The 23,390-nt window shown below is 74.0% G+C and carries 23 protein-coding genes; 12 read left to right on the plus strand and 11 right to left on the minus strand.

Annotated elements, in window-relative coordinates:
- Nucleotides 1–2: 2 nt before the first annotated feature.
- Nucleotides 3–695: a Crp/Fnr family transcriptional regulator gene (locus ACIBBA_RS22865; protein WP_091596564.1), complete on the minus strand. Its 693-nt coding sequence runs from the start codon at nucleotides 693–695 to the stop codon at nucleotides 3–5.
- 349 nt (nucleotides 696–1,044) lie between these two features.
- Between ACIBBA_RS22865 and ACIBBA_RS22870 the strand changes: the two genes are divergently transcribed.
- From ACIBBA_RS22870 to proC, 4 genes are all read left to right on the plus strand, one after another.
- Nucleotides 1,045–1,542 carry a polyadenylate-specific 3'-exoribonuclease AS gene (locus tag ACIBBA_RS22870; RefSeq protein ID WP_350872315.1) on the plus strand — a complete coding sequence of 166 codons (498 nt, stop codon included), beginning with the start codon at nucleotides 1,045–1,047 and terminating at the stop codon, nucleotides 1,540–1,542.
- A gap of 96 nt (nucleotides 1,543–1,638) precedes the next feature.
- Complete coding sequence (locus tag ACIBBA_RS22875; protein WP_396699988.1) at nucleotides 1,639–2,142, plus strand: pyridoxamine 5'-phosphate oxidase family protein; 504 nt, start codon at nucleotides 1,639–1,641, stop codon at nucleotides 2,140–2,142.
- Between the two features lie 172 nt (nucleotides 2,143–2,314).
- Nucleotides 2,315–3,343 carry a 6-phosphofructokinase gene (locus ACIBBA_RS22880; protein WP_350872945.1) on the plus strand — a complete coding sequence of 343 codons (1,029 nt, stop codon included), beginning with the start codon at nucleotides 2,315–2,317 and terminating at the stop codon, nucleotides 3,341–3,343.
- A 75-nt stretch (nucleotides 3,344–3,418) separates the two neighbouring features.
- Nucleotides 3,419–4,234: a pyrroline-5-carboxylate reductase gene (proC, locus tag ACIBBA_RS22885; RefSeq protein ID WP_396699989.1), complete on the plus strand. Its 816-nt coding sequence runs from the start codon at nucleotides 3,419–3,421 to the stop codon at nucleotides 4,232–4,234.
- Between the two features lie 6 nt (nucleotides 4,235–4,240).
- On the opposite strand, the gene ACIBBA_RS22890 is transcribed toward proC, so the two are convergent.
- Nucleotides 4,241–4,852: a flavoprotein gene (locus ACIBBA_RS22890; RefSeq protein WP_396699990.1), complete on the minus strand. Its 612-nt coding sequence runs from the start codon at nucleotides 4,850–4,852 to the stop codon at nucleotides 4,241–4,243.
- A 281-nt stretch (nucleotides 4,853–5,133) separates the two neighbouring features.
- Between ACIBBA_RS22890 and ACIBBA_RS22895 the strand changes: the two genes are divergently transcribed.
- Complete coding sequence (locus ACIBBA_RS22895; RefSeq protein WP_396699991.1) at nucleotides 5,134–5,484, plus strand: DUF2203 domain-containing protein; 351 nt, start codon at nucleotides 5,134–5,136, stop codon at nucleotides 5,482–5,484.
- A gap of 4 nt (nucleotides 5,485–5,488) precedes the next feature.
- Here ACIBBA_RS22895 and ACIBBA_RS22900 read toward each other — a convergent pair whose 3' ends face one another.
- From ACIBBA_RS22900 to ACIBBA_RS22915, 4 genes are all read right to left on the minus strand, one after another.
- Nucleotides 5,489–6,184, minus strand: coding sequence for a class F sortase (locus ACIBBA_RS22900; protein ID WP_396699992.1), 696 nt, complete (start codon nucleotides 6,182–6,184; stop codon nucleotides 5,489–5,491).
- Nucleotides 6,181–7,035, minus strand: coding sequence for a DUF4397 domain-containing protein (locus ACIBBA_RS22905; RefSeq protein WP_396699993.1), 855 nt, complete (start codon nucleotides 7,033–7,035; stop codon nucleotides 6,181–6,183). Before ACIBBA_RS22905 ends, ACIBBA_RS22900 begins: the two co-directional genes overlap by 4 nt.
- A 132-nt stretch (nucleotides 7,036–7,167) precedes the next feature.
- The gene (locus ACIBBA_RS22910; protein ID WP_396699994.1) at nucleotides 7,168–7,836 is read right to left on the minus strand and encodes an NADPH-dependent F420 reductase; all 669 of its coding nucleotides are present in this window, start codon (nucleotides 7,834–7,836) and stop codon (nucleotides 7,168–7,170) included.
- Nucleotides 7,837–7,999: 163 nt separating this feature from the next.
- Entirely contained in the window at nucleotides 8,000–8,494 is a 495-nt protein-coding gene (locus tag ACIBBA_RS22915) for a glutathione peroxidase (RefSeq protein WP_396699995.1), read from the minus strand.
- Between the two features lie 213 nt (nucleotides 8,495–8,707).
- Between ACIBBA_RS22915 and ACIBBA_RS22920 the strand changes: the two genes are divergently transcribed.
- The 4 genes from ACIBBA_RS22920 to ACIBBA_RS22935 all read left to right on the plus strand — a co-directional run bounded on the left by ACIBBA_RS22920 (nucleotide 8,708) and on the right by ACIBBA_RS22935 (nucleotide 13,629).
- On the plus strand, nucleotides 8,708–10,315 hold the full coding sequence (locus ACIBBA_RS22920; protein ID WP_396699996.1) for a glycosyl hydrolase family 18 protein: 1,608 nt from the start codon (nucleotides 8,708–8,710) through the stop codon (nucleotides 10,313–10,315).
- A gap of 173 nt (nucleotides 10,316–10,488) precedes the next feature.
- Complete coding sequence (locus ACIBBA_RS22925) at nucleotides 10,489–10,989, plus strand: hypothetical protein (RefSeq protein ID WP_396699997.1); 501 nt, start codon at nucleotides 10,489–10,491, stop codon at nucleotides 10,987–10,989.
- Nucleotides 10,990–11,086: 97 nt separating this feature from the next.
- Complete coding sequence (locus tag ACIBBA_RS22930; RefSeq protein ID WP_357050115.1) at nucleotides 11,087–12,493, plus strand: class II 3-deoxy-7-phosphoheptulonate synthase; 1,407 nt, start codon at nucleotides 11,087–11,089, stop codon at nucleotides 12,491–12,493.
- 101 nt (nucleotides 12,494–12,594) lie between these two features.
- Nucleotides 12,595–13,629: a threonine aldolase family protein gene (locus ACIBBA_RS22935; protein ID WP_396699998.1), complete on the plus strand. Its 1,035-nt coding sequence runs from the start codon at nucleotides 12,595–12,597 to the stop codon at nucleotides 13,627–13,629.
- A gap of 132 nt (nucleotides 13,630–13,761) precedes the next feature.
- On the opposite strand, the gene ACIBBA_RS22940 is transcribed toward ACIBBA_RS22935, so the two are convergent.
- Entirely contained in the window at nucleotides 13,762–14,628 is an 867-nt protein-coding gene (locus ACIBBA_RS22940; RefSeq protein ID WP_396699999.1) for a deoxyribonuclease IV, read from the minus strand.
- A 1-nt stretch (nucleotide 14,629) separates the two neighbouring features.
- Nucleotides 14,630–16,612 (minus strand): Stk1 family PASTA domain-containing Ser/Thr kinase, encoded by a 1,983-nt coding sequence (gene pknB / locus ACIBBA_RS22945; protein ID WP_396700000.1) that lies wholly within the window; start codon nucleotides 16,610–16,612, stop codon nucleotides 14,630–14,632.
- Nucleotides 16,613–16,877: 265 nt separating this feature from the next.
- Here pknB and ACIBBA_RS22950 point away from each other — a divergent pair, with 265 nt between their 5' ends.
- On the plus strand, nucleotides 16,878–17,267 hold the full coding sequence (locus tag ACIBBA_RS22950; RefSeq protein WP_350872345.1) for an Rv2175c family DNA-binding protein: 390 nt from the start codon (nucleotides 16,878–16,880) through the stop codon (nucleotides 17,265–17,267).
- A 128-nt stretch (nucleotides 17,268–17,395) separates the two neighbouring features.
- Here the strand turns inward: ACIBBA_RS22950 and ACIBBA_RS22955 are convergent, their stop codons facing one another.
- Both ACIBBA_RS22955 and ACIBBA_RS22960 read right to left on the minus strand, forming a co-directional pair.
- Nucleotides 17,396–18,478: a polyprenyl synthetase family protein gene (locus tag ACIBBA_RS22955; RefSeq protein WP_396700001.1), complete on the minus strand. Its 1,083-nt coding sequence runs from the start codon at nucleotides 18,476–18,478 to the stop codon at nucleotides 17,396–17,398.
- Nucleotides 18,475–19,935, minus strand: a complete 1,461-nt coding sequence (locus ACIBBA_RS22960; RefSeq protein ID WP_396700002.1) for a transcriptional regulator — start codon at nucleotides 19,933–19,935, stop codon at nucleotides 18,475–18,477. The genes ACIBBA_RS22955 and ACIBBA_RS22960 overlap by 4 nt, the downstream gene beginning before the upstream one ends.
- A 262-nt stretch (nucleotides 19,936–20,197) precedes the next feature.
- Here ACIBBA_RS22960 and metF point away from each other — a divergent pair, with 262 nt between their 5' ends.
- Together metF and ACIBBA_RS22970 are read left to right on the plus strand one after the other, a co-directional pair.
- Complete coding sequence (gene metF, locus ACIBBA_RS22965) at nucleotides 20,198–21,115, plus strand: methylenetetrahydrofolate reductase [NAD(P)H] (protein ID WP_396700003.1); 918 nt, start codon at nucleotides 20,198–20,200, stop codon at nucleotides 21,113–21,115.
- A gap of 44 nt (nucleotides 21,116–21,159) precedes the next feature.
- On the plus strand, nucleotides 21,160–21,849 hold the full coding sequence (locus ACIBBA_RS22970; RefSeq protein ID WP_350872353.1) for a CDP-alcohol phosphatidyltransferase family protein: 690 nt from the start codon (nucleotides 21,160–21,162) through the stop codon (nucleotides 21,847–21,849).
- A gap of 49 nt (nucleotides 21,850–21,898) precedes the next feature.
- On the opposite strand, the gene ACIBBA_RS22975 is transcribed toward ACIBBA_RS22970, so the two are convergent.
- The gene (locus ACIBBA_RS22975) at nucleotides 21,899–23,380 is read right to left on the minus strand and encodes a phytoene desaturase family protein (protein ID WP_396700004.1); all 1,482 of its coding nucleotides are present in this window, start codon (nucleotides 23,378–23,380) and stop codon (nucleotides 21,899–21,901) included.
- Nucleotides 23,381–23,390: the final 10 nt, after the last annotated feature.

The following is a 23,390-nucleotide window of genomic DNA, read 5'->3' on the forward strand; positions in this document are numbered from 1 at the left end:
GGTCAGCGGTCGTTCATGCCGGCGCGACGGCGCAGCGCGGCCACGTCGGTCACCACGATCCGGCGTCCCTCGGTGCGCAGCCAACCCCGGTTCGCGAAGGAGCCGATCGCCTGGTTGACGCTCTGCCGGGAGCCGCCGGCCATCTCCGCCAGCTGACTCTGGTTGAGCTCGATGGTGATCATCGGCGCCTGGCTCTCGCCGGCCAGCCGCACCAGGGTCTTGGCCACCCGACCGGGCAGGTCGAGGAAGACGTGGTCGGCGTTCTGCTCGGTGAGCCGGCGGATCAGCCCGCCGAGTGAGCGCATCACCGCGTCGAGGATGCGCGGGTTGGAGTGCACCAGCTCCATGAACGCGCCCCGGGACAGCGCCAGGGCGGTGCAGTCCTCGATCGCCTCGGCCGAGGCGGACCGGGTGGAGGCGTCCAACAGGGAGACCTCGCCCAGCACGTCGGGCGGACGGATCACCGACAGCACGGCCCGCTCGCCCGTCGGGGCGGTGCGGAAGACCGCGACCGCGCCGCGGCGCAGCACGATCAACGACTCGCCGGGGTCGTTCTCGACGAAGAGCAGCTGGCCCTTGCGGTACGTGCGCGGCACGGCGGCAGCGATCACACGCTGCCGTACCTCCGGCTCGAGCCCGGCGAACATCTCCACACCCGTGAGCGCGTCACCCGGCTCCGGCAGGCGAACCTCCACGGCCCAACCCCTCCCCCAAGGACCACAACTCGCACACCGGGTGAACCTGACGGCCACTGACGTAGGTGAGCTGACACCAGTACGGCGTCCGTTAAGCGGTACACATCAGATCATGACGGTCCTGTCGCTTGCTGTACACCCCTCAAATCACTTCCGTGACAGGCCCAGCTGGGACGGCCCGCCATCGTGAGGTGCGGATCCACCCGGTGGGGCGTGGGGGCGGGTGGATCCGGCCGCGGCCGGCTGGGGGCGGGTCGGCACCTCCCGTACCGCCGGCCGGCCGCGGCGTCGCCGCTCGATCGGGGCCCCGACGGCCGTGGCGAACCGGCGGTGGGCGAGGATGTCGACGATGGTTTACCGCTATTTCTACGACTGCGAGTTCATCGAGGACGGCCTGGTCGTCGACCTCGTCTCGATCGGTGTCGTCGACGAGAACGGCCGCGAGTTCTACGCGGTCTCCACCGAGTTCGACGACTCCCGAGCCGTGCCCTGGGTGCGCCGCAACGTGCTGGACAAGCTGCCCTCTCCGGCCGACCGGGCCTGGCGCTCCCGGGCGCGCATCCGCGACGAGCTGTACGACTTCCTCGTCGAGCCGATCCGGGACCGGCCCGGCGAGCAGCTCGAGCTCTGGGCCTGGTACGCCGCGTACGACCACGTGGTGCTGGCGCAGCTGTGGGGGGCGATGCCGGCGCTGCCCCGGGAGATCCCCCGGTTCACCAAGGAGCTGCGCCAGCTCTGGGACGACCGTGGGCGCCCGACGCTGCCGGACGCCGAGGCGGCCCGGCACGACGCCCTGGTCGACGCGCGGCACAACCTGGCCCGCTGGCGCGCGATGACCGCCCGCTGAGCGGAGTTCGGAAAGGCCGCGTCTCGTAGGTTTGACCGGTTCTGTCCCGGGCACCGCCTCCGACGAGCCGAGCGGAGTCGAGCGAGGGAGACCATCATGAGCAAGGAGCCGTCCAGCGCCGCCGACGCCCGCCGACGGGTCACCGAACTGATCCGGGACGCCCGGATCGGCATGCTCACCACGATCTCCCTCGACGGTCGACAGGTGAGCCGGCCGATGGGCCTGCAGGACGCCGAGTTCGACGGCGACCTGTGGTTCTTCGCGTACGCGGACTCCGCCAAGGTCCGGCAGATCCGGGTCAACCCGGAGGTCAACATCGCCTTCTCCGATCAGCGGCGGCACGCGTGGGTGTCGGTCACCGGCACCGCCACCGAGGCGTTCGATCCGGCCCGGGCGGAGCGGCTGTGGCATCCGCTGCTGCGGACCTGGTTCCCGGACGGGCCGGACACCCCGGGCCTGACCCTGATCAAGGTGCACGCCAGCGCGGCCGAGTACTGGGACTCGCCCGGCGGGACGGTGGTGAACCTGCTCGGCTTCGCCCGGGCCGCGGTGACCGGCCGGCCGCCGGAGCCGGGCGAGAACCGCGAGGTCCGGTACTGAACCCACCTGCCCGGGTGGTCGCGCAGGGGCGCGCTGTCGTTGCCCAGCCAGGACGACTACAGTGCGCAGTGACGGCCCGCCCCGGGCCGGCAACGGCGCCGACGGTCTCATCCGACCCATATCCTGGGGCTATTCCGGGCTTCACCTGATGCTCCAGGAGGATGAGCAGATCATGCGTATCGGCGTGCTCACCGGCGGTGGCGACTGCCCCGGTCTCAACGCGGTCATCCGGGCGGTGGTCCGCAAGGGCGTCGCCACTTACGGTCACGAGTTCGTGGGCTTCCAGGACGGCTGGAAGGGCCCGCTGGAGGGCCAGTCCAGGCCGCTGGGCATCGCGGACGTCCGCGGCATCCTGCCGCGCGGCGGCACCATCCTCGGCTCGTCCCGGACCAACCCGTTCAAGATCGAGAACGGCGTCGAGCGGATCAAGGACAACCTCGCCGAGCAGGGCGTCGACGCGCTGATCGCGATCGGCGGCGAGGACACCCTCGGCGTGGCCACCAAGCTCTACGAGCTGGGCGTACACGTCATCGGTGTGCCGAAGACGATCGACAACGACCTCGGCGCCACCGACTACACCTTCGGCTTCGACACCGCGGTCAACATCGCGATGGAGGCCATCGACCGGCTGCACACCACCGCGGAGAGCCACCACCGCACCCTGGTCGTCGAGGTGATGGGCCGGCACGCCGGCTGGATCGCCCTGCACGCCGGCCTGGCCGGTGGCGCGAACGTGATCCTGCTGCCCGAGCGGCAGTTCGACGTCGAGCAGGTCGCCGGCTACGTCGAGAAGCGCTTCCAGCACCAGTACGCCCCGATCGTGGTGGTCGCCGAGGGCGCCCAGCCGCTCGACGGCCAGATGGTGCTGCACAACCAGGAGCTCGACGCCTTCGGTCACGTCCGCCTCGGCGGCATCGGCCAGTGGCTCGCCGAGCAGCTGGAGGCGAAGACCGGCAAGGAGGCCCGCACGGTCGTGCTCGGCCACATCCAGCGCGGTGGCACCCCGACCGCCTTCGACCGGGTGCTCGCCACCCGCCTCGGCCTGCAGGCGATCGACGCGGCGCACGAGGGCGACTGGGGCAAGATGGTCGCGATGCAGAGCACCGACATCGTCCGGGTCCCGCTGGCCGAGGCGACCCGCGAGCTGAAGACCGTGCCGCTGGAGCGGTACGCCGAGGCCGAGGTCTTCTTCGGCAGCTGATCGACCGACACGGCGTCGCGGCCGGCCACCCGGCCAGCCGCGACGCCGTGCCTGGCGAGGAGGGGGTACGACCGGATGTCAGCCGGGGTGCACACCGTTGCGGTGGTCGGCGCGGGCAAAATCGGTGAGCTGATGCTCTCCGGGCTGCTGCGTTCCGGCTGGCCGGCGGACCGCTTGCTGGCCACCGCCCGGCGGCAGGCCCGGGCCGAGGAGCTGGCCACCCGCTACGGCGTCCGGGTGGTGGACAACCTGACCGCGGTCGACGAGGCCGAGGTGCTGGCCGTGGCGGTCAAGCCGCAGGACGCGGGCGCGCTGCTCGACGAGATCGGCCCCAAGGTGCCGGCCGACAAGCTGGTGATCTCGCTCTGCGCCGGCCTGCCCACCACCTTCTTCAGCCGCCGGCTGCCCGAGGGCACCCCGGTGGTCCGGGTGATGACCAACACCCCGGCGCTGGTCGACCAGGCGATGACCGCCATCTCCGCCGGCGCTCACGCCACCGGGGCGCACCTGGCGCTGGCCGAGGAGATGTTCTCCCCGCTCGGTTCGACCATCCGGGTGCCCGAGTCGCAGCAGGACGCGGTGACCGCGCTCTCCGGCTCCGGCCCGGCCTACTTCTACCTGCTCGTCGAGGCGATGATCGACGCCGGCATCCTGCTCGGGCTGCCCCGGCAGGTGGCGCACGAGCTGATCGTGCAGACCGCGATCGGCTCGGCGGTGATGCTCCGCGACTCCGGCGAGCACCCGGTGAAGCTGCGTGAGGCGGTCACCTCGCCCGCCGGCACCACCATCTCCGCCGTGCGCGAGCTGGAGAAGCACGGCGTACGGGCGGCGCTGCTCGCCGCCCTCGAGGCGGCCCGGGACCGGGCCCGCGAGCTGGCCGCCCAGAGCTGACGTCGCTCAGCCAGACTGCATCGCCAGGTCGTCGACCCCGCGCCGCAGCGGCTCGGTGAGCGGGGTCCGATGGGCGGTCGGTTGCGCGGGCACCCGGGCGAACCGGGTCCAGGCGGAGATGACCTGTGCGGCGGCGTGCCACGGCGCCGGGTCGCCGACTTCCGTGGCGGCGAGTCGGGTGACGATCACGCCCCAGTGCCGCAGCCGCTCCAGGTTCTCCAGGAAGGCGGGGTGCTGGGCGAGCGTCGGGTCCGGCGCCGGCACGGCGACCACCGGCAGGCCGACGGCGGTCGCCTCGTTGAGCAGCCGCAGGGCCAGGTTGTCGTTGAGCCCGTACGCCCACTTGTTGACCAGGTCGAAGCTGGCCGGCGCGACGGCGTAGGCCTCGGCCGGCGGCAGCGGGTGCAGCGCTTCGGCCTGCTCGTCCTCGCGTATCGGATGGTCGGTGAGGGCGGTCAGGGCATCCCGGTCGATCACGTCGACCGCGTCCGGGGTGGTGACGATGTGGACCTCCCAGCTCAGCTCCTGGCAGGCCGCGATGAAGGGTGTGAGCTCGGCGGCCGGTTCGGTGCCGCAGACGACGAGGTGCAGGACAGGAGATCGTGACTTCCCGGGCATGGCGGCTCCTATCGCAGGTCCGGAGCCGAGGGTATCGGCGCCGACCCGGACGCGAGCCGTTTTCCGGGCAACCGGCCGGACAACGGCGACCGGCCACCGGTTGGCTGAGTGAAGACTCAGCCGAATGTCCGTCCCCAGTAGAGCAGGTGCGGCCCGCGGCGCCGCTCGAACGCCGCCAGCTCGCCGGTCCAGGCGCCGACCACGTTCTCATCCGGTCCAGGAGGGTCCACCACCTCCGTCGGGGTACTCCGCCCGGGCGGCGGGACGGCCATACTGGCCCGGTGTTCACACTCGCCCAGGCCCGGCACCTGGTGGCCACCCTGCGCCCGCGCATCGACGAGCTGATCCGGTTGCGCGCGGACCTGACCGAGCTCCGCGCCGACCTGGCCGAGCACGGCACGAGCCGGCTCGGTGGCCGGCCCGAGGTCAAGGGGCTGGAGGCCCGGCTGCACGCCGTCCTCGACGAGCTGCACCAGCACGACATCCAGGTCAAGGGCATCGCCCCGGTGCTGCTCGACTTCCCCGGCGAGCGGGACGGTCGGCCGGTGCTCTGGTGCTGGCTGGAGGGGGACACGGACGTGCGCTGGTACCACCGGGCCGAGTGCGGCTTCGCCGGTCGCCGGCCGGTGTGAGGGCTCAGCGAGACGGGCCGGGGCTCGGGCTGCGGCGCGGCCAGCCGCCCGGCTCCGCGACGGCGAAGACCACCACGTTGTCGGTGTAGTGGCGGCGTCGCCGGTCGAAGTCGCCGCCGCAGGTGATCAGGCGCAGCTCGGGGCCGGGCGTCGGGCCGTAGACCGATGCGGTGGGGAACGCGTCCTTGCGGGTGCGCAGCAACCCGGTAACCCGGAACACCAGCCGCTGCCCGCCGCGCCACACCTCGACCGGGTCGCCGGGGCGCAGCTCGCCGAGCCGGGCGAAGACGGCCGGGCCGCGCCGGGAGTCGAGGTGCCCGGCGAGGACGGCAGGGCCGGGGTCGCCGGGGGCCGGGCCGCCGCCGTACCAGCCGGCGACGTCGAAGCCGGCCGGTGGGATCAGGGTGCCGGCGCGGTCCAGCCCGAGCGTGGTGAGCGGGGCGTCGAGGCCGATCCGCGGCACGCGTACCCGGGTGGGTTCGCCTCGTGGCGCGGACCGGGCCGGCGGCGGGGTGGCCGACGGGCAGCCGTCGGCGCACCCGGGCCGCCAGCTGGCGGCCCGGGGCGGCGGATCGGTGGCGGCCAGCCCGACCCCGGTCCCGGCGGCCAGGCAGACCGCCGCGCCCACCGCCACCAGCGCGGCCGCCGCCGACGGGTGGTCCCGGTGCCGGCGGATCGCCGGGCCACGCCGCGCGATCACCAGGTGGTACGTCGCCGGCGCAGCAGCAGCGCGAGACCGGCGGCCAGGGCCAGGGCGGCCAGCCCGCCGACGAGCAACGGGTAGCCGCCGGGCCAGCGTCCGGCCAGGCCGCCGGCGCCGGTGTCCACCCCGCCGGCCGGCACCACCGTGCCGCCCTCGGCGTCGCGTCGCAGCTCGGTGGTGAGGCCGCCCTTCTTTGCGTCCAGCACCAGCAGCGAGTAGACGGCGCCGCCGGTCAGCTGCACCTCCGTCTGGGTGCTCGGGCCGCCGCTGCCGGAGAGCCGCAGCCGCCAGCTGCCGGGCTCGACCAGCTGGTAGTCGGTGGTGGTGGCGAAGTGCACCCCGTTGGCGATGGTCGGCCCGTCGGCGGTGGCCACGTCGAGCACCGGTGCGCGTACCGAGGCCTGGACGACGCGGACCTTGGCCTGCCCGCCGCGCGGTGCGCTGAGGTCGTCGCGCAGCACGCGCAGCCCGAGGTCGGCGTAGCGGCCCACCCCCGCGACCGTGTACGCCTCACCGCCGGTCACCGCGACCTCGGTGGTGAGCACCGGCGGGTCGCTGGCCGGGGCGCCCGCCTCGCGCATCGCCACCGCGTAGCGACCGCTCGGCAGCGACAGGTAGTCGGACACCACGCCGTATCCGACGCCCGGGAAGACCCGAGGCTCCGCCGTGCCGGGGGCGGCCAGGTAGACGTCGACGCTCGGGGTGTCGGGGGAGAGGTGGGCCAGCCGGACGTAGCCGACGGTCGCGGCGCCGGCCGGCGCGGCCGTGGTGGTCACGAGGCCCGCGCCGATCAGGAGCGCGGCGGCTCCGGCGAACAGGCGGCGCGGTGCGGTGCGGAGCAGGTGCATGTCGCCTCCGGGGTCCGGACTTCGGGGGAGCCGTCCATCGGAGAGCGTCCCGTGTACGGGACTGCGATGCAACTGTCACCGACCCGACACGCCGAGGAATCGCCGCGCCACGGTCCGTGCGCGGCGCTCGGGTCAGGCGGCGGCCAGCGCGGCGCGCACCGTGGCGGCGTCCGCCGGGGTCGAGCGCTGCGGATCCTGCGGGTCGCTGTTGTAGACAACCCCGTAGACCGGGGCGCCCGGCTGCTGCCGCCGCCCCTCGGCGAGCGGGCCGGCGTCCACCGCGTCGTAGCCGATCCGGTCCAGCAGGGCGGTCGCTGCCGCCTTCGCGTCCGCGTCGTCCCCGGCGATCGGCAGCGCGGTACGGTCCGGCGCGCCGGTCGGCCGGGGCAGCGTCCCCAGGTGCCGGAAGTTGATGTTGTTGAAGACCTTGACCACCCGCGCCGCCGGAAGGTGGCGCTGGAGCAGCTCGCTGCTGGTGGTCGCCCCGGAGTCCAGCTCGGCGATCTGCCCGTCGCGCTGCGGGTAGTAGTTGTTCGTGTCCAGCACGACCTTGCCGGCCAGCGGTTCCACCGGCACGTCGCGGTAGGCCTTGAGCGGGACGCTGACCACCACCAGGTCGCCGGCCTCGGCCGCCTCCTGGACGGTTGCGGCGCGGGCCCGTGGGCCCAGCTCCTCGACCAGTTCGCGGAGTGACTCCGGTCCCCGCGAGTTGCTGAGCACCACGTCGTAGCCGGCCGCCACCGCGAGCCGGGCGACCGTCCCGCCGATGTTGCCGCTGCCGATCATTCCCACCGTCGTCATGTCTGGCACAACTCCGTCCCACCGTGGCCCGCCGGTGCGGCGCCCGAACGCGCCGCGAGCCCGTCCGGCCCAACCTACTGCCGGGGCCGTTCGAGGGCCGGCGCCTCGGAAACACACCACGCTGCCGGGCGGTCGGCGCCGGCCGGGTGCGTGCGACGGTGGCTCAGGCGGTGGTCGGCAACACCTTCTCGACGGCGGCGCGCAGCTCGGCCGAGTCGGGCTCGACCGTCGGGGCGAACCGGGCGGCCACCGTGCCGTCCGGCGCGACCAGGAACTTCTCGAAGTTCCACCGGACGTCGCCGGTGTGTCCCTCCGCGTCCGGCGTCTGCACCAGCGCGGCATAGAGCGGGTGCCGCTCGGGCCCGTTGACGTCGACCTTCTCCGTCAGCGGGAAGGTGACGCCGTAGTTGACCTGGCAGAAGTCGCTGATCTCGGCGGCGCTGCCGGGCTCCTGGCCGGCGAACTGGTTGCACGGCACGCCGAGCACCACCAGGCCGCGCTCGGCGTACTCGGTGGCCAGGGCCTGCAGGCCGGCGTACTGCGGGGTGAGCCCGCAGCGCGAGGCGACGTTGACCACCAGCAGCGCGCGGCCGCGGTAGCTGGCGAGGTCGGCGGGGCCACCGTTGAGGGCGCCGATCGGAATGTCGAAGACGGTCATCCGGCGAGGCTACCGCCGCCCCGCGCGGCCGGCGTCGGTGGCCGCGCCGCCCGCCACTGGCAGCGACGCCGTCCGCTCCGGGAGCGAGCCGAGGGATGGCATTTCGACCGGTACGGGAAATCGAAACATGCACATCTTGACTAACTGATGACGCCGTGAGTAGCGTCTCACCATCCTTTTGGAAAGTTTCCTAACTGTTTGGGGAGACGCCACATGAAGAGATCGCTCCGCCGGGCCCTCTGGGCCGGCGCCGTGGTCGCGGTGACCGCCGCGATGTTGCCCGTAACCACCGCGTTCGGCGCCGGAAGCGTGACCACCACGTTCACGAAGGTGCAGGACTGGGGGACCGGTCACGAGACCAGGGTGACGATCACCAACGGCTCGGACGCCACGGTCAGCACCTGGCGCATCGAGTTCGACCTGCCCTCGAGCACCAACATCAGCAGCTCCTGGGACGCCGACGTGACCCGCAGCGGCAACCACTACGTCGCGGTCAAGAAGAGCTGGGCCGGTGGCATCGCTCCGGGCGCCTCGTTCAGCTGGGGCTACAACGGCAGCGGCGCCTACCAGGCCCCGTTGAACTGCACCGTCAACGGCGCCTCCTGCGGCGGTGGCGGCACCCCGCCCACCACCCCGCCGCCGACCACGCCCCCGCCGACCACCCCGCCCCCGACCACGCCCCCGCCGACCACCCCGCCGCCGGCCGGTGCGAAGAAGGTCGTCGGCTACTTCGCCCAGTGGGGCGTGTACGCCCGCAACTACCACGTGAAGAACATCCACACCAGCGGCTCGGCCGCGAAGCTGACCCACATCCTCTACGCCTTCGGCAACACCACCGGCGGCCGCTGCACGATCGGTGACAGCTACGCCGACTACGAGAAGGCCTACACCGCTGCGGACAGCGTCGACGGCGTCGCGGACACCTGGGATCAGCCGCTGCGCGGCAGCTTCAACCAGCTGCGCAAGCTCAAGCAGATGTATCCGCACCTCAAGGTGATCTGGTCCTTCGGCGGCTGGACCTGGTCCGGCGGGTTCACGCAGGCCGCGCAGAACCCGACCGCGTTCGCCGACAGCTGCTACAACCTGGTCGAGGACCCGCGCTGGGCGGACGTCTTCGACGGCATCGACATCGACTGGGAGTATCCGAACGCCTGCGGCCTGAGCTGCGACGCCAGCGGCCCGAACGCGTTCAAGAACGTCGCCGCCGCGCTGCGGACGAAGTTCGGCTCCAACGCCCTGGTCACCGCCGCGATCACCGCGGACGGCAGCAACGGCGGCAAGATCGACGCCACCGACTACGCCGGGGCCGCGGGCAGCCTCAACTGGATCATGCCGATGACGTACGACTACTTCGGCGCCTTCGCCGCGCAGGGCCCCACCGCCCCGCACTCCCCGCTCACCTCGTACACCGGCATCCCGCAGCAGGGCTTCTGGTCCGACGCGGCGATCCAGAAGCTCAAGAGCAAGGGCATCCCGGCCAGCAAGTTGCTGCTCGGCATCGGCTTCTACGGCCGGGGCTGGACGGGTGTCACCCAGGCCGCCCCGGGTGGCAGCGCGACCGGCGCCGCCCCGGGCACCTACGAGGCGGGCATCGAGGACTACAAGGTCCTCAAGAACACCTGCCCGGCGACCGGCACCGTCGGCGGTACCGCGTACGCCAAGTGCGGCAGCAACTGGTGGAGCTACGACACCCCCTCCACCATCAACGGCAAGATGACGTACGCGAAGAACCAGGGCCTCGGCGGCGCCTTCTTCTGGGAGCTCTCCGGTGACACCACCAACGGTGAGCTGATCGGCGCTGTCAAGGGCGGTCTCGGCTGAGCCGTGGGCCGACGCACCACCCACACGGCGGGGAGGGACACGCACCGTCCCTCCCCGCCCGCGTGCGCCTGTCGCGCCGCGGCTGGCCGAGGGACCCTCGCCGCCACCCAGGTTGATGTGGCAGACTCGCCGCTCGGCATGTCTCGATGTCCACCGGTCGGAGGGAGGGGTTGATGGGTGTGACGCACCGGAGGCTGATGGGTGCCGCCGCCACGCTCGCGATCCTGCCGCTCGCCCTCACCGGCTGCGGTCTCGTGGGCGGCGAGGACGAGCCGGCGGCGAAGCCCGAGCGCGCCCCCGCGGAGGAGGCCGCCGCCAAGTCCCGCGAGCGGGTGCAGGCCTACCTCGACGCGATGACGGCGAAGGACGCGGCGGCCGGTCGCAGCCAGCTCTGCGCGACAATGCACGACGGTTTCGACGCGGCTTCGACGGGGCCGAACGGCGACTTCGCCGACCACTTCGAGGTGCCGCAGGCGGCGATCACCGACATCCGGTCCGGCCCGCGCGGCCAGGAGGTGACCGTCTCGGTCTCGGTCACCGCCGGTTCGCGGAAGGTCACCCGGCCGCTGGTGTTCACCGTCACCAAGGACGGCGCGGACTGGTGCATCTCCGGCGAGGCGCCGGCCAGCGCCACCGCCACGCCGGTCGCCCCGACCGGGACGCCCGCGTCCTGAGCTGCGCCGACGCCACCGCCGGCCGGCGACCTCCCAGTTTCCGGAACGATCCCCCTCGCCGCTCGGCCGCCCGAGCCGTCGCCGTACGCTTTCTGTCATGCGCCATGAGTGGCATCAGCTGAGCCATCCCGCGGTGGGCAGCCCGGGGCTGCAGACCAGCCGCCCGACCGTCGACTCCGCCGAGGACGCGGCCCTCGGCCTCGACCGCTGGCGGGACCTGCCGCGCGAGCAGACCCCACCCTGGCCCGACCCGGGGGCGGTGGCCGAGGTGTGCAAGGTGCTCGACACCGTGCCGTCGGTGGTCGCGCCCTACGAGGTCGACCAGCTCCGGCAGCGGCTGGCGCTGGTCTGCGAGGGCAAGGCGTTCCTGCTCCAGGGCGGTGACTGCGCCGAGACCTTCGCCGACAACACCGAGAGCCACCTGCTGGCCAACGCCCGCACGCTGCTCCAGATGGCGATCGTGCTGACCTACGGCGCGTCGTTGCCGGTGGTGAAGGTGGCCCGGGTCGCCGGGCAGTACACCAAGCCCCGGTCGCTGCCGACCGACGCGCGGGGCCTGCCGGCCTACCGCGGTGACATGATCAACTCGCTGGAGGCCACGCCGGCGGCGCGGGTCGCCGACCCGCAGCGCATGATCCGCGCGTACGCGAACTCGGCCGCCGCGATGAACATGCTCCGGGCGTACCTGGCCGGCGGGCTGGCCGACCTGCACGCGGTGCACGACTGGAACAAGGGGTTCGTGAAGAACTCCCCGGCCGGCGAGCGCTACGAGGCGATCGCCCGGGAGATCGACCGGGCGCTGGCGTTCATCCGGGCCTGCGGGATGACCGACGACGAGGCGCTGCGCACGGTCACCCTGCACTGTTCCCACGAGGCGCTCGCGCTGGAGTACGACCGGGCGCTGACCCGGGTCTCCGACAACCGGGCGTACGGGCTCTCCGGGCACTTCCTGTGGATCGGGGAGCGCACCCGGCAGATCGACGGCGCGCACGTCGACTTCATCTCCCGCATCGCCAACCCGATCGGGGTCAAGCTCGGCCCGTCCACCACCCCGGACGAGGCGATCGAGCTCTGCGAGAAGCTCAACCCGGACAACATCCCCGGCCGACTCACCCTGATCAGCCGGATGGGCAACCACCGGGTCCGGGACGCCCTGCCGCCGATCGTGGCCAAGGTCACCGCGGCCGGCGCCAAGGTGGTGTGGCAGTGCGACCCGATGCACGGCAACACGCACGAGTCGTCCAACGGCTACAAGACCCGGCACTTCGACCGCATCGTCGACGAGGTGCTCGGCTACTTCGAGGTGCACCGGGGTCTGGAGACCCACCCCGGTGGCCTGCACGTCGAACTGACCGGCGAGGACGTCACCGAGTGCCTCGGCGGCGCCCAGGGCATCGAGGACCTCGACCTGCCCGACCGCTACGAGACCGCCTGCGACCCGCGGCTGAACACCCAGCAGTCGTTGGAGCTGGCCTTCCTGGTGGCGGAGATGCTCCGTGGCTGACGCGAGGAGTGAGCTTGCGAGCCCCGCAGTCGGCAGCCGAGAAATGACAGTGGCTGACGCGAGGAGTGAGCTTGCGAGCCCCGCAGTCGGCACCCGAAAGGATGACCGTGGCTGAGTTTGTTGATCTGCGTTCGGACACCGTCACCCGGCCCACCGCCGGGATGCGGGAGGCGATGGCCACCGCCGAGGTCGGCGACGACGTGTACGGCGAGGACCCGACCGTCAACGCGCTGGAGGCCGAGGTCGCCGCGCTCTTCGGGCACGAGGCCGCGCTCTTCGCCCCGAGCGGGTCGATGGCCAACCAGATCGCCCTGCAACTGGTGGTGCCGCCGGGGCAGGAGCTGCTCTGCGACGCCGACGCGCACGTGGTCACGTACGAGATCGGCGCCGCGGCCGCGTACGGCGGAATCTCCTCCCGGACCTGGCCGGCGGTCGGTGCGGACCTCGACCCGGACGTGGTCGCCGCCATGATCCGGCCGGACGGCTACTTCGCGGTCCCGACCCGGGCGATCGCGGTGGAGCAGACCCACAACCGGGGTGGCGGCGGCGTGATCCCGCTGGCCACGCTGCGCCAGTTGCGCGAGATCGCCGACGACGCGCAACTCGCGCTGCACTGCGACGGCGCCCGCATCTGGCACGCCCACGTGGCCGACGGGGTGCCGCTGATCGAGTACGGCCGCCTCTTCGACACCATGTCGGTCTGCCTCTCCAAGGGCCTCGGCGCCCCGGTCGGCTCGCTGGTGGTGGGCAGCGCCGAGAAGATCGAGCGGGCCCGGCTCGTCCGCAAGCGGATGGGCGGCGGGATGCGGCAGGCGGGCATCCTGGCCGCGGCCGGCCGGTACGCCCTCGCCCACCACGTCGACCGGCTCGCCGAGGACCACGCGAAGGCCGCCCGGCTGGCCGAGGCGATCGCCCCGTTCGGGGTGCTGGCCAGCGCGGTGCGGACCAACCTCGTGCCGCTCGACCTGACCAAGTCCGCCTTCGACGCGCACGCGCTGGCCGCAGCCGCGCGGGCCGAGGGGGTGCTGATCTCGGTGCTCGGCCCGCGGACCGCCCGCCTCGTCACCCACATGGACGTCACCGACGCCGCCATCGACCGGGCCGCCCGCGCCCTGACCAAGATCTTCCGCAGCTGACCGCCCAACCCCCCTCGCCGCCCCCGTTGATCAAGAGGTTTGCGTCATTCCCGGGCGGGATCCTGACGCGAATCTCTTGATCACCGCGCCCTGACGGGCGGGGGGAGGGGGAGAGGTCAGGGGGTCGGGGGGTCAGGGGTTCAGGCGGGTGAGGGTGGCGATGTCGGCGGCGTGGCCGACGTGCTTCTCGGTGGGCGTCTCCACCACCACCGGGACGCCGGCGGTCGCCGGGTGCGCCATCAGCTCCGCGAACGCCGGCTCGCCGATCATGCCCTTGCCGATGTTCTCGTGCCGGTCCCGGGTCGAGCCGCACAGGTCCTTCGAGTCGTTCGCGTGCACCAGCCGCAGCCGATCCGCCCCGACCGTGGCCACCAGGGTGTCCAGGGTCGCCGTCATGCCGCCCTCGGCGGCCAGGTCGTGCCCGGCGGCCCAGGCGTGGCAGGTGTCGAAGCAGACCCCCAGCCCCGGGTGCCGGTCGACGGCGTCCAGGTAGGGCCCGAGCTGCTCGACCCGGGAGGCGAGCGACCGTCCCCCACCCGCGCTCGGCTCGACCAGCAGCATCGGGCCACCGGCCGCGGTGGTCGAATCCAGCAGCGGCAGCAGCGCCTCGCGCACCTGCCGCATCGCCGCCTCGGCGTGCCCCGCGTCGACCGCGCTGCCGGCGTGGAACACCACGCCCTGCGCCCCGATCGCCGTGCCCCGCCGCAGCGCGTGAGCCAACGTCTCGGCCGACTTCTCGACCGTGGCCGGGGTGGGCGAACCGAGGTTGACCAGCAGCGACGCGTGGATGAAGACCGGCACGCCCCGCTCGGCGCAGCCGGCGCGGAACAGCGCGTCCTGCCCCGGGTCGCCGGGCGGGAGCGCCCAGCCCCGGGAGTTCGAGACGTAGACCTGGACCACCTCGGCGCCGGTCGCGTCGAGGTAGGGCAGGGCCGCCTTCGCCAGACCGCCCGAGGTCGGCGTGTGCGCGCCGACCCGACGGACCCCGCTCACCGCCATGTCAGAAGCATCCGATCGTCACCTGGGTGCCGGGCGGCACCTGCGAGTTCTCACCCGGGTTCTGGAACCGGACGACCGCGTTCGGGTTGAACTGGATCGCCACCGGGAAGCCCTGGCTCTCCAGCACCTGCTTGGCCTGCGGGCACGGCAGGTCGACCACCCGGGGTACGACCACCAGCGGCGGGCCCTTGCTGACGTCGAGCTTGACCTGGGCGCCCTTCTCCACGCCGGTGCCGTCGGCCGGGCTCTGCCCGAGGATCTCGTCCTTCGGCTTGTCCGAGTCCTTGTAGGTCTCCACCGCGACCAGGCCGAGCTGGGTGAGGGCGGTCCGGGCGTCGGTGAGGCTCTTGCCGACCAGGTTCGGCACGCTGACCGGGGCCCTGCCCTTGCTCAGGATGACCGTGACCTTGGCGCCCGGCTTGACCTCGGCACCCACCTTCGGGTTGGTGTCGATCACCACTCCGGCCGGCAGGCTGTCGTCGTAGCGGGCGGCGCCCTTGGCCACCACGAGCTTCGCGTTGAGCAGATCCGCCTCGGCCAGCTCAAACTCCTTGCCCACCACGTCCGGCACCGGGAAGCGCTCCGGGCCGAGCGAGAGGGTCAGGGTGATCGTGCTGCCCTTGACGATCCGGGCGGCCGACGCCGGGTCCTGGAGCAGGACGCTGTCCTTCGGGGCCTTCTCGTCATACTGCGGGTCGGCGTAGGCGAGGGTGATCCCGGCGCGGGCGGCCTGCGCCTCCGCCTCGGCCTTGGTCAGGCTGACCAGCTGGGGGGCGTCCGTGTAGCGACCCGCCCCGAACCACCAGCCCCCGACAGCGGCGACCAGACCGAGGACCACCACGACGGCGGCCACCGCCAGCCGGCCGCGACGGTCGCTCATCACCCGGGCGCGCAGCTCGCCGAGCCGGGACCAGAGGTCGCCCTCCCCGGGCGGCGAGGTGGCCCGCCGTCGGCCGGCCCGCTGGCCGCCCTCGGGCAGCCGGGCCCAGTTCGGTCGCTCGGCCGGACGGACCGCCGCGACCACCATGGTCGGTTGTGACAGCGGCTGCTCGTCGGGAACCCGGCGCAGCACGGCGGTGTGGCTGTTCTGGTTGCCCAGCTGATCGCGGGCCGCCTGGACCTCGGTGAGCAGCGCTCCGGCGTCGGCGGGCCGGGCCGCCGGGTCGCGCCGGGTGGCCCGTGCGACGAGTTCGTCCAGGACCGGCGGCAGGGCGGGGACCAGGGTCGACGGGGCCGGCACGTCCCGGTCGACGTGCTGCCAGGCGATGTCGATCGGGCGGTCGCCGTCGTAGGGCACCCGACCGGTGAGCATCTCGAAGAGCACGATGCCGGCCGAGTAGACGTCGGTACGCGCGTCGGCCCGGCCCTCGGTGACCAGCTCGGGTGCGACGTAGGCCACCGTCGCCATGAGCTGGTTGCCGTCCTCCTCGGCGCTGGCCTCGACCGCCCGGGCCAGGCCGAAGTCGGCGACCTTGACCACGCTGTCGACCAGGTTGGCCACGCCGCCGGTGGGCGCCTCGGCGACCAGCACGTTCTCCGGCTTGACGTCGCGGTGCACCACCCCGGACCGGTGTGCGGCGGCGATCGCGGCGAGCATCTGCTCGAAGATGGCCAGCGCCTCGTCCGGGTTGAGCCGGCGCCGCTCGGCGAGCACGTCGCGCAGGGTGCGGCCGCGGACGTACTCCATAACCAGGTAGGGCAGGCCGCCGTGGGTGCCCTGGTCGTAGACGGCGACCACGTTGGGGTGGGTCAGCCGGGCGATCGTCTTCGCCTCGTCGGTGAACCGCGCGACGAAGCCGGCGATGCGCGACCGGGCCTCGGAGGCCTGGGTCGGGTGAATGATCTTGACCGCCACGGTGCGCTCGAGGCGCTCGTCGGTGGCGGTGTACACGGTCGCCATGCCGCCACGGGCCACGCGACCGCGGATGCGGTAGCGCCCGTCGATCAGCGAGCCCAGCAACGTGTCGGCGACCTGTGTGTCCATCGGCAGGGAGTCTATGTGTCCAGAGGGTGAAGGTTGAACAGGATGCTACAGCCGGGGCCCGACCGGGTGGGTCCCGGCGCGCTCGCCGCTCGCCGGAGAACGCTCTGACCTGCACCGGCACCCCGTCGATCCGCCGACGACCGGCCCGCGCCCGGTCCGCCAGGAATCCGCCGGCGGACGGGTTCCACCCCCGACCTGCGTCTGCCGGACGCCTCCTGCGGGGTGCCGTTGGCCCGGCACGGCGGCGGCGTGGCAGGGTGATCGGGTGACCGAACCCGTACCCGCCGACCAGGCCGCAGCCGGCCCCGACCTCGCCGGACCCGCCGACGCGGCCGGCTGGCTCACCCTGCCGGACGTCGCCGAGCGCCTCGACGTGTCGATCAGCAAGGTGCACCAGATGATCCGCGACCGCGAACTCCTGGCGGTCCGCCGGGATGGCATCCGCCGGGTGCCGGCGGAGCTGGTGGCCAACCACACCGTGCTCAAGCACCTGCCCGGCGTGCTCAACCTGCTCGCCGACGCCGGCTACGACGACGAGGCCGCGCTGCGCTGGCTGTACGAGCCGGACGACAGCCTCTCCGGCACCGCCGCCGCCGCGCTCGGTGGCGACCAGGCCCGCGAGGTCAAGCGCCGCGCCCAGGCCCTCGGCTTCTGACCCCCCACCCACCCCCGCCCGCCGGGTCAACGTTGATCATGAAGTTGTTGTCACCGGCGCCGGCGTGTCGAGACAACAACTTCATGATCGACAGGCCGGCCCGGGGAGAGGGCCGGGGGGCCGGTGGGTCAGTCGGTGCGGCGAGTGGCGGCGATGGCCAGGTCGACCAGGGCCTGGCGGGCCTCGGTGTCGAGGTCGACGGTGGCCAGCGCGGCCAGCGCGGTCTCGGTCAGCGTGGCGATCCGCTGCTCCGTCCGGGCCAGCGCGCCGCTCGTGGTGATCACCTCGCGCAGCCGGGCGACCCGCCGCTCGTCCAGGCCCGGATCGCCGATCCCGGCCATCAGCAGCTCACGGCCGGCGTCGTCGGTCGTCTCCAGGGCCGCCGCCACCAGGAAGGTGCGCTTGCCCTCGCGCAGGTCGTCGCCGGCCGGCTTGCCGGTCTGGGTCGGGTCGCCGAAGACGCCGAGCACGTCGTCACGGAGCTGGAACGCCTCACCCAGCGGAAGCCCGTACGCCGAGTAGGCCGCGTGGACCTCCGCCGACGCGTCGGCCAGCGCGGCGCCGAGCAGCAACGGCCGCTCGACCGTGTACTTCGCCGACTTGTAGCGGGCGACCTTGCCGGCCCGCTCCACCGACGTGTCCCGGGTCACCTGGGTGAGGACGTCCAGGTACTGGCCGACGGTGACCTCGGTGCGCATCTCGTCGAAGACCGGCCGGGCCCGGGCCACCGTGCCCGGGTCCAGCCCGGCGGAGTGCAGCAGCTCGTCGGACCAGACCAGGCAGAGATCACCGAGCAGGATCGCGGCGGCGTCGCCGAACCCGTCGGGGTCGCCGCCCCAGCCGGACCTGCGGTGCCGGGCGGCGAACCGTCGGTGCACGGCGGGCTCGCCGCGCCGGGTGTCCGAGCGGTCCATCAGGTCGTCGTGGATCAGGGCGCTGGCCTGCACGAACTCCAGGGCGGCCAGGGCGGCCAGCACCTGGTCGCTGTCCACCCCGCCGGCGCCCCGGTAGCCCCAGTAGGCGAAGGCCGGCCGCAGGCGCTTGCCGCCGCCCAGCACGAAGGTCTCGATCGCTTCCGCCACCGGTGTGAGCGCGTCGTCGACACCGGCCATCCAGATCCGCTGATTGGCCAGGAACTCGGTGAGGGCCTTGTCGATCCGCTGGCGGAGGCCGGCACGGTCGATCGGGGAGACGGGAGCAGCGTCGGTCACGCCAGAACGCTAGCCGGTCCGGTCGGCGCTCGGATACCCGCCAGTATCCGCTCTGCCGCGCGGGCCGGTGGTCCCCGACCCGTCTTCGCCGGGGGCACCGGACGGGGCAGGTAGGGGCGGGCCGCCGTGACCAGGGCCGCGTGCCGGCGGACCGCGGGCGCCCGCCGGTGGGCGGTCAGCCGGCGACGTACCTCGGTCAATTGGGTCACCGCCCGGGGTGACCCGGCGCGTACCGCGTCGAGCAGCGCCACGCCGGCCACGTCGCAGGCCAGCTCGACCTCGCCGAGCTGGAGGTGGGCCCGGGCCAGCCAGCCGCCGTAGATCGCCGCCCGGCGCGGGCCCCCCGACTCCCGGGCCGCGTCGAGCAGTGCCTCGGCCCGTCGGGGTCGGCCCAGGGCGACCAGGGCACGACCGGTCATCGCCGCAAGCTCCGGGCCGTCGAGCCAGTAGAGCCACGGCGGCTCCCGCTCCGGCTCGGGCGCCCCGGCGGCCCGATCGGCCGCACCGAGGGCCTGCCGGGCGGCGTCCGGCTGCCCGCCCAGCGCGGCGGCCAGCGCCACCCGGTGCAGCAGCAGGGCACGCAGCCCCGGGCTGGCCCACCGCCGGCTGCCCGCGTAGCCGGTGCGGGCCAGCAGCAGCGCGCCCTGCGGATCGCCGGCCCCGGCCAGCAGGTGACTGGCCGAGCCGAGCAGGTGCCCGGCGAGGGCCGGATCCCCGGCGGCGGCCGCGGCGCGCAGCCCGAGCCGGTAGGCGTCCAGCCCACCGGCCAGGTCGCCGGCGTCGGCGGCGAGCCAGCCGGCGAGCTGGGCCGACTCGGCGAGCACCGGCAGCAACCGGCGGCGCCCGGCCGGCCCGGACCGGGGCAGGGCCCGGACCACCCGGCGGAGCCGGTCGGCGCCGAACGGGGCGAGGTCGACGCCGCCGGCGAGGTCGTCCAGCCGGCGCAGCCCGGCCAGGTCGACGTCGGGTGCCGGGCCCGGGCGGGAACGCGGAGACGGGTCACCGGGCGGTGTCGCCCCGACCGACGGCCACCCGGGGTGCCGGCCGGACCCGACGCCCGGTGCGTCGGAGGCGGTGAGCCGGCCGGGCGCGGGGACCAGCAGGGCGGCCCGCGGGTCGGCCAGCCAGCGCTGCGCCAGGGCGAGCAACGCCGCGCGGGACCGGGCGCCCGCGGCAGGCCCGACCGGCGGCCGGGCGAGGCGTCGGGCCCGGGCCGCGGCGTCGGTCAACAGCGCGACCGGGGCGGCGAGGACGACGGCGAGCCAGCGCAGCCAGAAGTCGCCGGGCACCCGGACCTGCCGCTCCCACCGGGAGATCTCGTGCCGGCTCAGCGTCGGCACGCCGGCGGCGGCGCAGAGCTCAGCGGCGGTGCGCTGCTGGCTCCAGCCGCGAGCCAGCCGGAGCTGGGTGAGCAGCGGCCCGAGCAGCAGCGGGCCGGCGTGTGGGGTCGGCGTCATGATCCCTCCCGACGGGGTCGGCGCGGCGCCGCGGGCCGGCCCCATCGGACCGGCCGCGCCACCACTGGCGGCGACCCCCGCGCGTGCCCCCGGGAGCCGGCCGACCCGGCCGGCTCCACCCGCGCTGCCACCTGAATATCCCGGGGGTACGACGCTTTCCCGCGCCGCCCGGCCCGACCCGGCCGCCCGGCGGCGTCCCGACCGGCCGTCATCGGGTGGGAAGATCGTGGGTACGGGGGCCGGCTCCCGCTAGAGTCGGAGCGTGGCGCTCGGTCTTCCCTCGGTCCTCCCCAACCCGCAGCCGGCGATCGGGGAGCTGATCCGTGAGCGGCAGCCGACCTTCTCCTTCGAGTTCTTTCCGCCCAAGACGGCGCAGGGCGAGCGCCTGCTCTGGCAGGCGATCCGGGAGCTGGAGTCGCTGCGGCCGTCGTTCGTCTCGATCACGTACGGCGCGGGCGGGTCGACCCGGGACACCACCGTCGCGGTCACCGAGCGGATCGCCACCGAGACCACCCTGCTGCCGATGGCCCACCTGACCGCGGTCGACCACTCGGTCGCCGAGCTGCGGCACGTGATCGGCCGGCTGGCCGGGGTCGGGGTGCGCAACGTGCTGGTGGTGCGGGGCGACCCGCCGGGCAATCCGGGCGGCGAGTGGGTCCGCCACCCCGAGGGGGTGCTCTACGCCGAGGAGCTGGTCCGGCTGGTACGCGACGCCGGTGACTTCAGCGTCGGCGTGGCCGCCTTCCCCTACAAGCACCCGCGCTCCCCGGACGTGGCCAGCGACACCGAGCATTTCGTCCGCAAGTGCCGGGCCGGCGCCGAGTTCGCGATCACGCAGATGTTCTTCGACGCCGACGACTATTTGCGGCTGCGCGACCGGGTGGCCGCCGCCGGCTGCGACACCCCGATCCTCGCGGGCGTGATGCCGGTGACCCAGCTGGGCACGATCGAGCGGTCGGTCCAGCTCTCCGGGGCGCCGTTCCCGACCGCGCTGGCCGAGCGGTTCGAGAAGGTCGCCGACGATCCGGAGGCGGTGCGCAGGCTCGGCGTCGAGCAGGCCAGCGAGATGTGCCGCCGGCTGCTCGACGAGGGCGTGCCGGGGATCCACTTCATCACCCTCAACCGCTCCACCGCCACCCGCGAGGTCTGGCAGAACCTCCGGGTGGACGCGCGGGCGTGAACGCGCGCACCGCGACACCTGATCACCGCCGCGACGGTTGATCCGTGGTGGGCACAAACCTGAAGTGGGACGAGTACGCCACGGCGTGGGCGCGGCTGCACGGCGGCTTCGACCCCCGGTCGGCCGCGCCGGTGGTGCGCGCCTGGCTGCGCTTCGCCTACCACGTCGGGTACGTGCTGGGTCGGCTGCGGGTCGGCCCGACCGCGGTGACGGTGGTCGGCGTGCTGCTCTGCGTCTGCGTGCCGGTCTTCGCCGTACGGCCGGGGGACGGACCGTTCCTCGGCGCGTTGTTCGTGCTGCTGGCCGGGGTCGCGGACAGTGTCGACGGCGCGGTGGCGGTGGCCACCGGCCGGACCACCCGGCTCGGCTACGTCTACGACTCGGTGGCCGACCGGCTCGGTGAGGTCGCCTGGCTGGTCGCGTTCTGGCTGATCGGCGCGCCCGGCGCGTTGGTGGTCGCCGGTGGGGCGCTCTCCTGGCTGCACGAGTACGTGCGGGCCCGGGCGGTCTCCGCAGGGATGCGGGAAATCGGGGCGGTGACCGTGGGGGAGCGCCCGACCCGGGTCTCGGTGGCCGTCGGCGGGCTGCTGGTGGCGGGGCTGGCCGGGCTGATCCAACCCGACCTGACGGCCGGCACGATCACCATGGCAACCGCCGTCTGGGTGCTGCTCGCCGGCTTCGGTCTGGGCCAGTTGACGTCCGCCGTCCGCCGGGCCCTGCTCGAAGCCGGCTGAGCCCGACCCGCCCGGCCGGTCCGGCGACGAGCCGCCCGCGCGCCCCGTTTCAGGCCGGGCCGATCGCGGTGGCGACGATCTGGGCGGAGAGGGTGACCATCGGCAGGCCGCCGCCCGGGTGACCGGAGCCGCCGACCAGCCACAGCCCGTGCACCGGGCCGCGGTTGGCGGGCCGGAGCAGGCCACCCGCGGTGCCGTAGATCGTCCCGCCCGGCGCGCCGGTAGCCGCCCCCAGGTCGGCCGGGGTACGGATCTCCCGGAACAGCACCCGGTCGCGCACGTCCACGCCGCGCGCGGCGAGCACGTCCAGGATCCGGTCGGCGTACGCCTCGGCAAGCCCGGGCCGGCGCCAGTCGACCGCGCCCGCTGCGGTGCCGTGCCGGGGCGCGTTGACCAGCACGAACCACGCCTCGTGCCCGGCCGGCCGGACCAGCGGGTCGTCGGCGACGGTGACGAAGACCGTCGGGTCGGGCGCCGGCCGGGCCCGGACGCCCCGGCCCGGGTCGCCGAAGACCGCGTCGAACTCGGCGTCGTAGTCGCCGGGGAAGAGCACGGTGTGGTGGGCCAGCCCGGAGGAACCGCTCACCCCGAGCAGCAGCACGAAACCGGCCAGGCTGCGGTCGGTCAGCCCGGCCAGCCGGCCCGGATCGGGCAGCAGGTCGCGGTAGAGGGTGAGCGCGTCGCAGTTGGCCACCACCACGTCGGCGGGGACCGGCGCGGCGACGCCGTCGAGGCGTACCCCGTGCACCCGGCCGCCGGCGGCGTCGATCCGGGTCACCGTGGCGCCCGTCTGCACGACCACGCCGAGGTCCAGACAACGCGACAGCAGCGCGTCGGCGAGCGTGCCCAGGCCGCCGCGCAGGTACCAGCCACCGAAGGCCAGCTCGGCGTAGGGCACGGCGACCAGCGCGGCCGGGGCCCGGCGCGGATCGGCGCCGGTGTAGGTGGCGTACCGGTCGAGCAGCATCCGCAGCCGCGGATCGGTGAGGTGCCGGCGACCCAGACCGCGCAGCGTCCGGCCCGGCCCGATGGCGGCCAGGTCGCCCAGCCGCCAGGCCAGCGCGGCGAGGTCGCGGGGGGAGTCGACCGGGCGGCGCAGCACGTGCCGGGAGGAGGCCGCCCAGACCCGCTCGGCGCGGCGCCACAGCCGCTGCCAGTCCGCCGCCGCCCGGTCACCGAGGGCGGCGCCGATCCGGGCGGCGAACTCGGCCGGGTCGGCGCAGGAGTCCAGGGTCGAGGAGTCCGGGAAGACGTGCCGGACGACCGGGTCCAGCGGAGCCAGGTCGAGGTACTCGTCGAGCTTCGCCCCGGTCGCCTCGAACAGGTCGGTGAAGACCTCGGGGAGGGTCAGCAGGCTCGGCCCGGTGTCGAAGTGGAACGACCCGGCCGGGGTGTCGTGCACGTACCGACCCAGTTTGCCGCCGACCGTCTCGGCCCGCTCGAAGACGGTCACCTCGTGCCCGGTTGCGGCCAGCCGGGCGGCGGTGGCCAGCCCACCCACCCCGGCGCCGACGACCACGATCCGCGCCATCCGACGCCTC

The sequence above is a fragment of the Micromonospora sp. NPDC051006 genome, assembly GCF_044456245.1.
Taxonomy (GTDB): Bacteria; Actinomycetota; Actinomycetes; order Mycobacteriales; family Micromonosporaceae; genus Micromonospora.

Excerpts from the sequence above, each read along its gene's own strand:
- ACIBBA_RS22890 (WP_396699990.1), bottom strand. The coding sequence starts at position 4,852 with ATGCCCGGGAAGTCACGATCTCCTGTCCTGCACCTCGTCGTCTGCGGC.
- ACIBBA_RS22915 (WP_396699995.1), bottom strand. The coding sequence starts at position 8,494 with ATGACCGTCTTCGACATTCCGATCGGCGCCCTCAACGGTGGCCCCGCC.
- ACIBBA_RS22930 (WP_357050115.1), top strand. The coding sequence starts at position 11,087 with ATGCGCCATGAGTGGCATCAGCTGAGCCATCCCGCGGTGGGCAGCCCG.
- ACIBBA_RS22920 (WP_396699996.1), top strand. The coding sequence starts at position 8,708 with ATGAAGAGATCGCTCCGCCGGGCCCTCTGGGCCGGCGCCGTGGTCGCG.
- ACIBBA_RS22875 (WP_396699988.1), top strand. The coding sequence starts at position 1,639 with ATGAGCAAGGAGCCGTCCAGCGCCGCCGACGCCCGCCGACGGGTCACC.
- ACIBBA_RS22940 (WP_396699999.1), bottom strand. The coding sequence starts at position 14,628 with ATGGCGGTGAGCGGGGTCCGTCGGGTCGGCGCGCACACGCCGACCTCG.
- ACIBBA_RS22870 (WP_350872315.1), top strand. The coding sequence starts at position 1,045 with ATGGTTTACCGCTATTTCTACGACTGCGAGTTCATCGAGGACGGCCTG.
- ACIBBA_RS22925 (WP_396699997.1), top strand. The coding sequence starts at position 10,489 with ATGGGTGTGACGCACCGGAGGCTGATGGGTGCCGCCGCCACGCTCGCG.
- ACIBBA_RS22960 (WP_396700002.1), bottom strand. The coding sequence starts at position 19,935 with ATGACGCCGACCCCACACGCCGGCCCGCTGCTGCTCGGGCCGCTGCTC.
- ACIBBA_RS22910 (WP_396699994.1), bottom strand. The coding sequence starts at position 7,836 with ATGACGACGGTGGGAATGATCGGCAGCGGCAACATCGGCGGGACGGTC.
- ACIBBA_RS22935 (WP_396699998.1), top strand. The coding sequence starts at position 12,595 with ATGACCGTGGCTGAGTTTGTTGATCTGCGTTCGGACACCGTCACCCGG.
- ACIBBA_RS22880 (WP_350872945.1), top strand. The coding sequence starts at position 2,315 with ATGCGTATCGGCGTGCTCACCGGCGGTGGCGACTGCCCCGGTCTCAAC.
- ACIBBA_RS22905 (WP_396699993.1), bottom strand. The coding sequence starts at position 7,035 with ATGCACCTGCTCCGCACCGCACCGCGCCGCCTGTTCGCCGGAGCCGCC.
- proC (WP_396699989.1), top strand. The coding sequence starts at position 3,419 with ATGTCAGCCGGGGTGCACACCGTTGCGGTGGTCGGCGCGGGCAAAATC.
- pknB (WP_396700000.1), bottom strand. The coding sequence starts at position 16,612 with ATGGACACACAGGTCGCCGACACGTTGCTGGGCTCGCTGATCGACGGG.
- ACIBBA_RS22975 (WP_396700004.1), bottom strand. The coding sequence starts at position 23,380 with ATGGCGCGGATCGTGGTCGTCGGCGCCGGGGTGGGTGGGCTGGCCACC.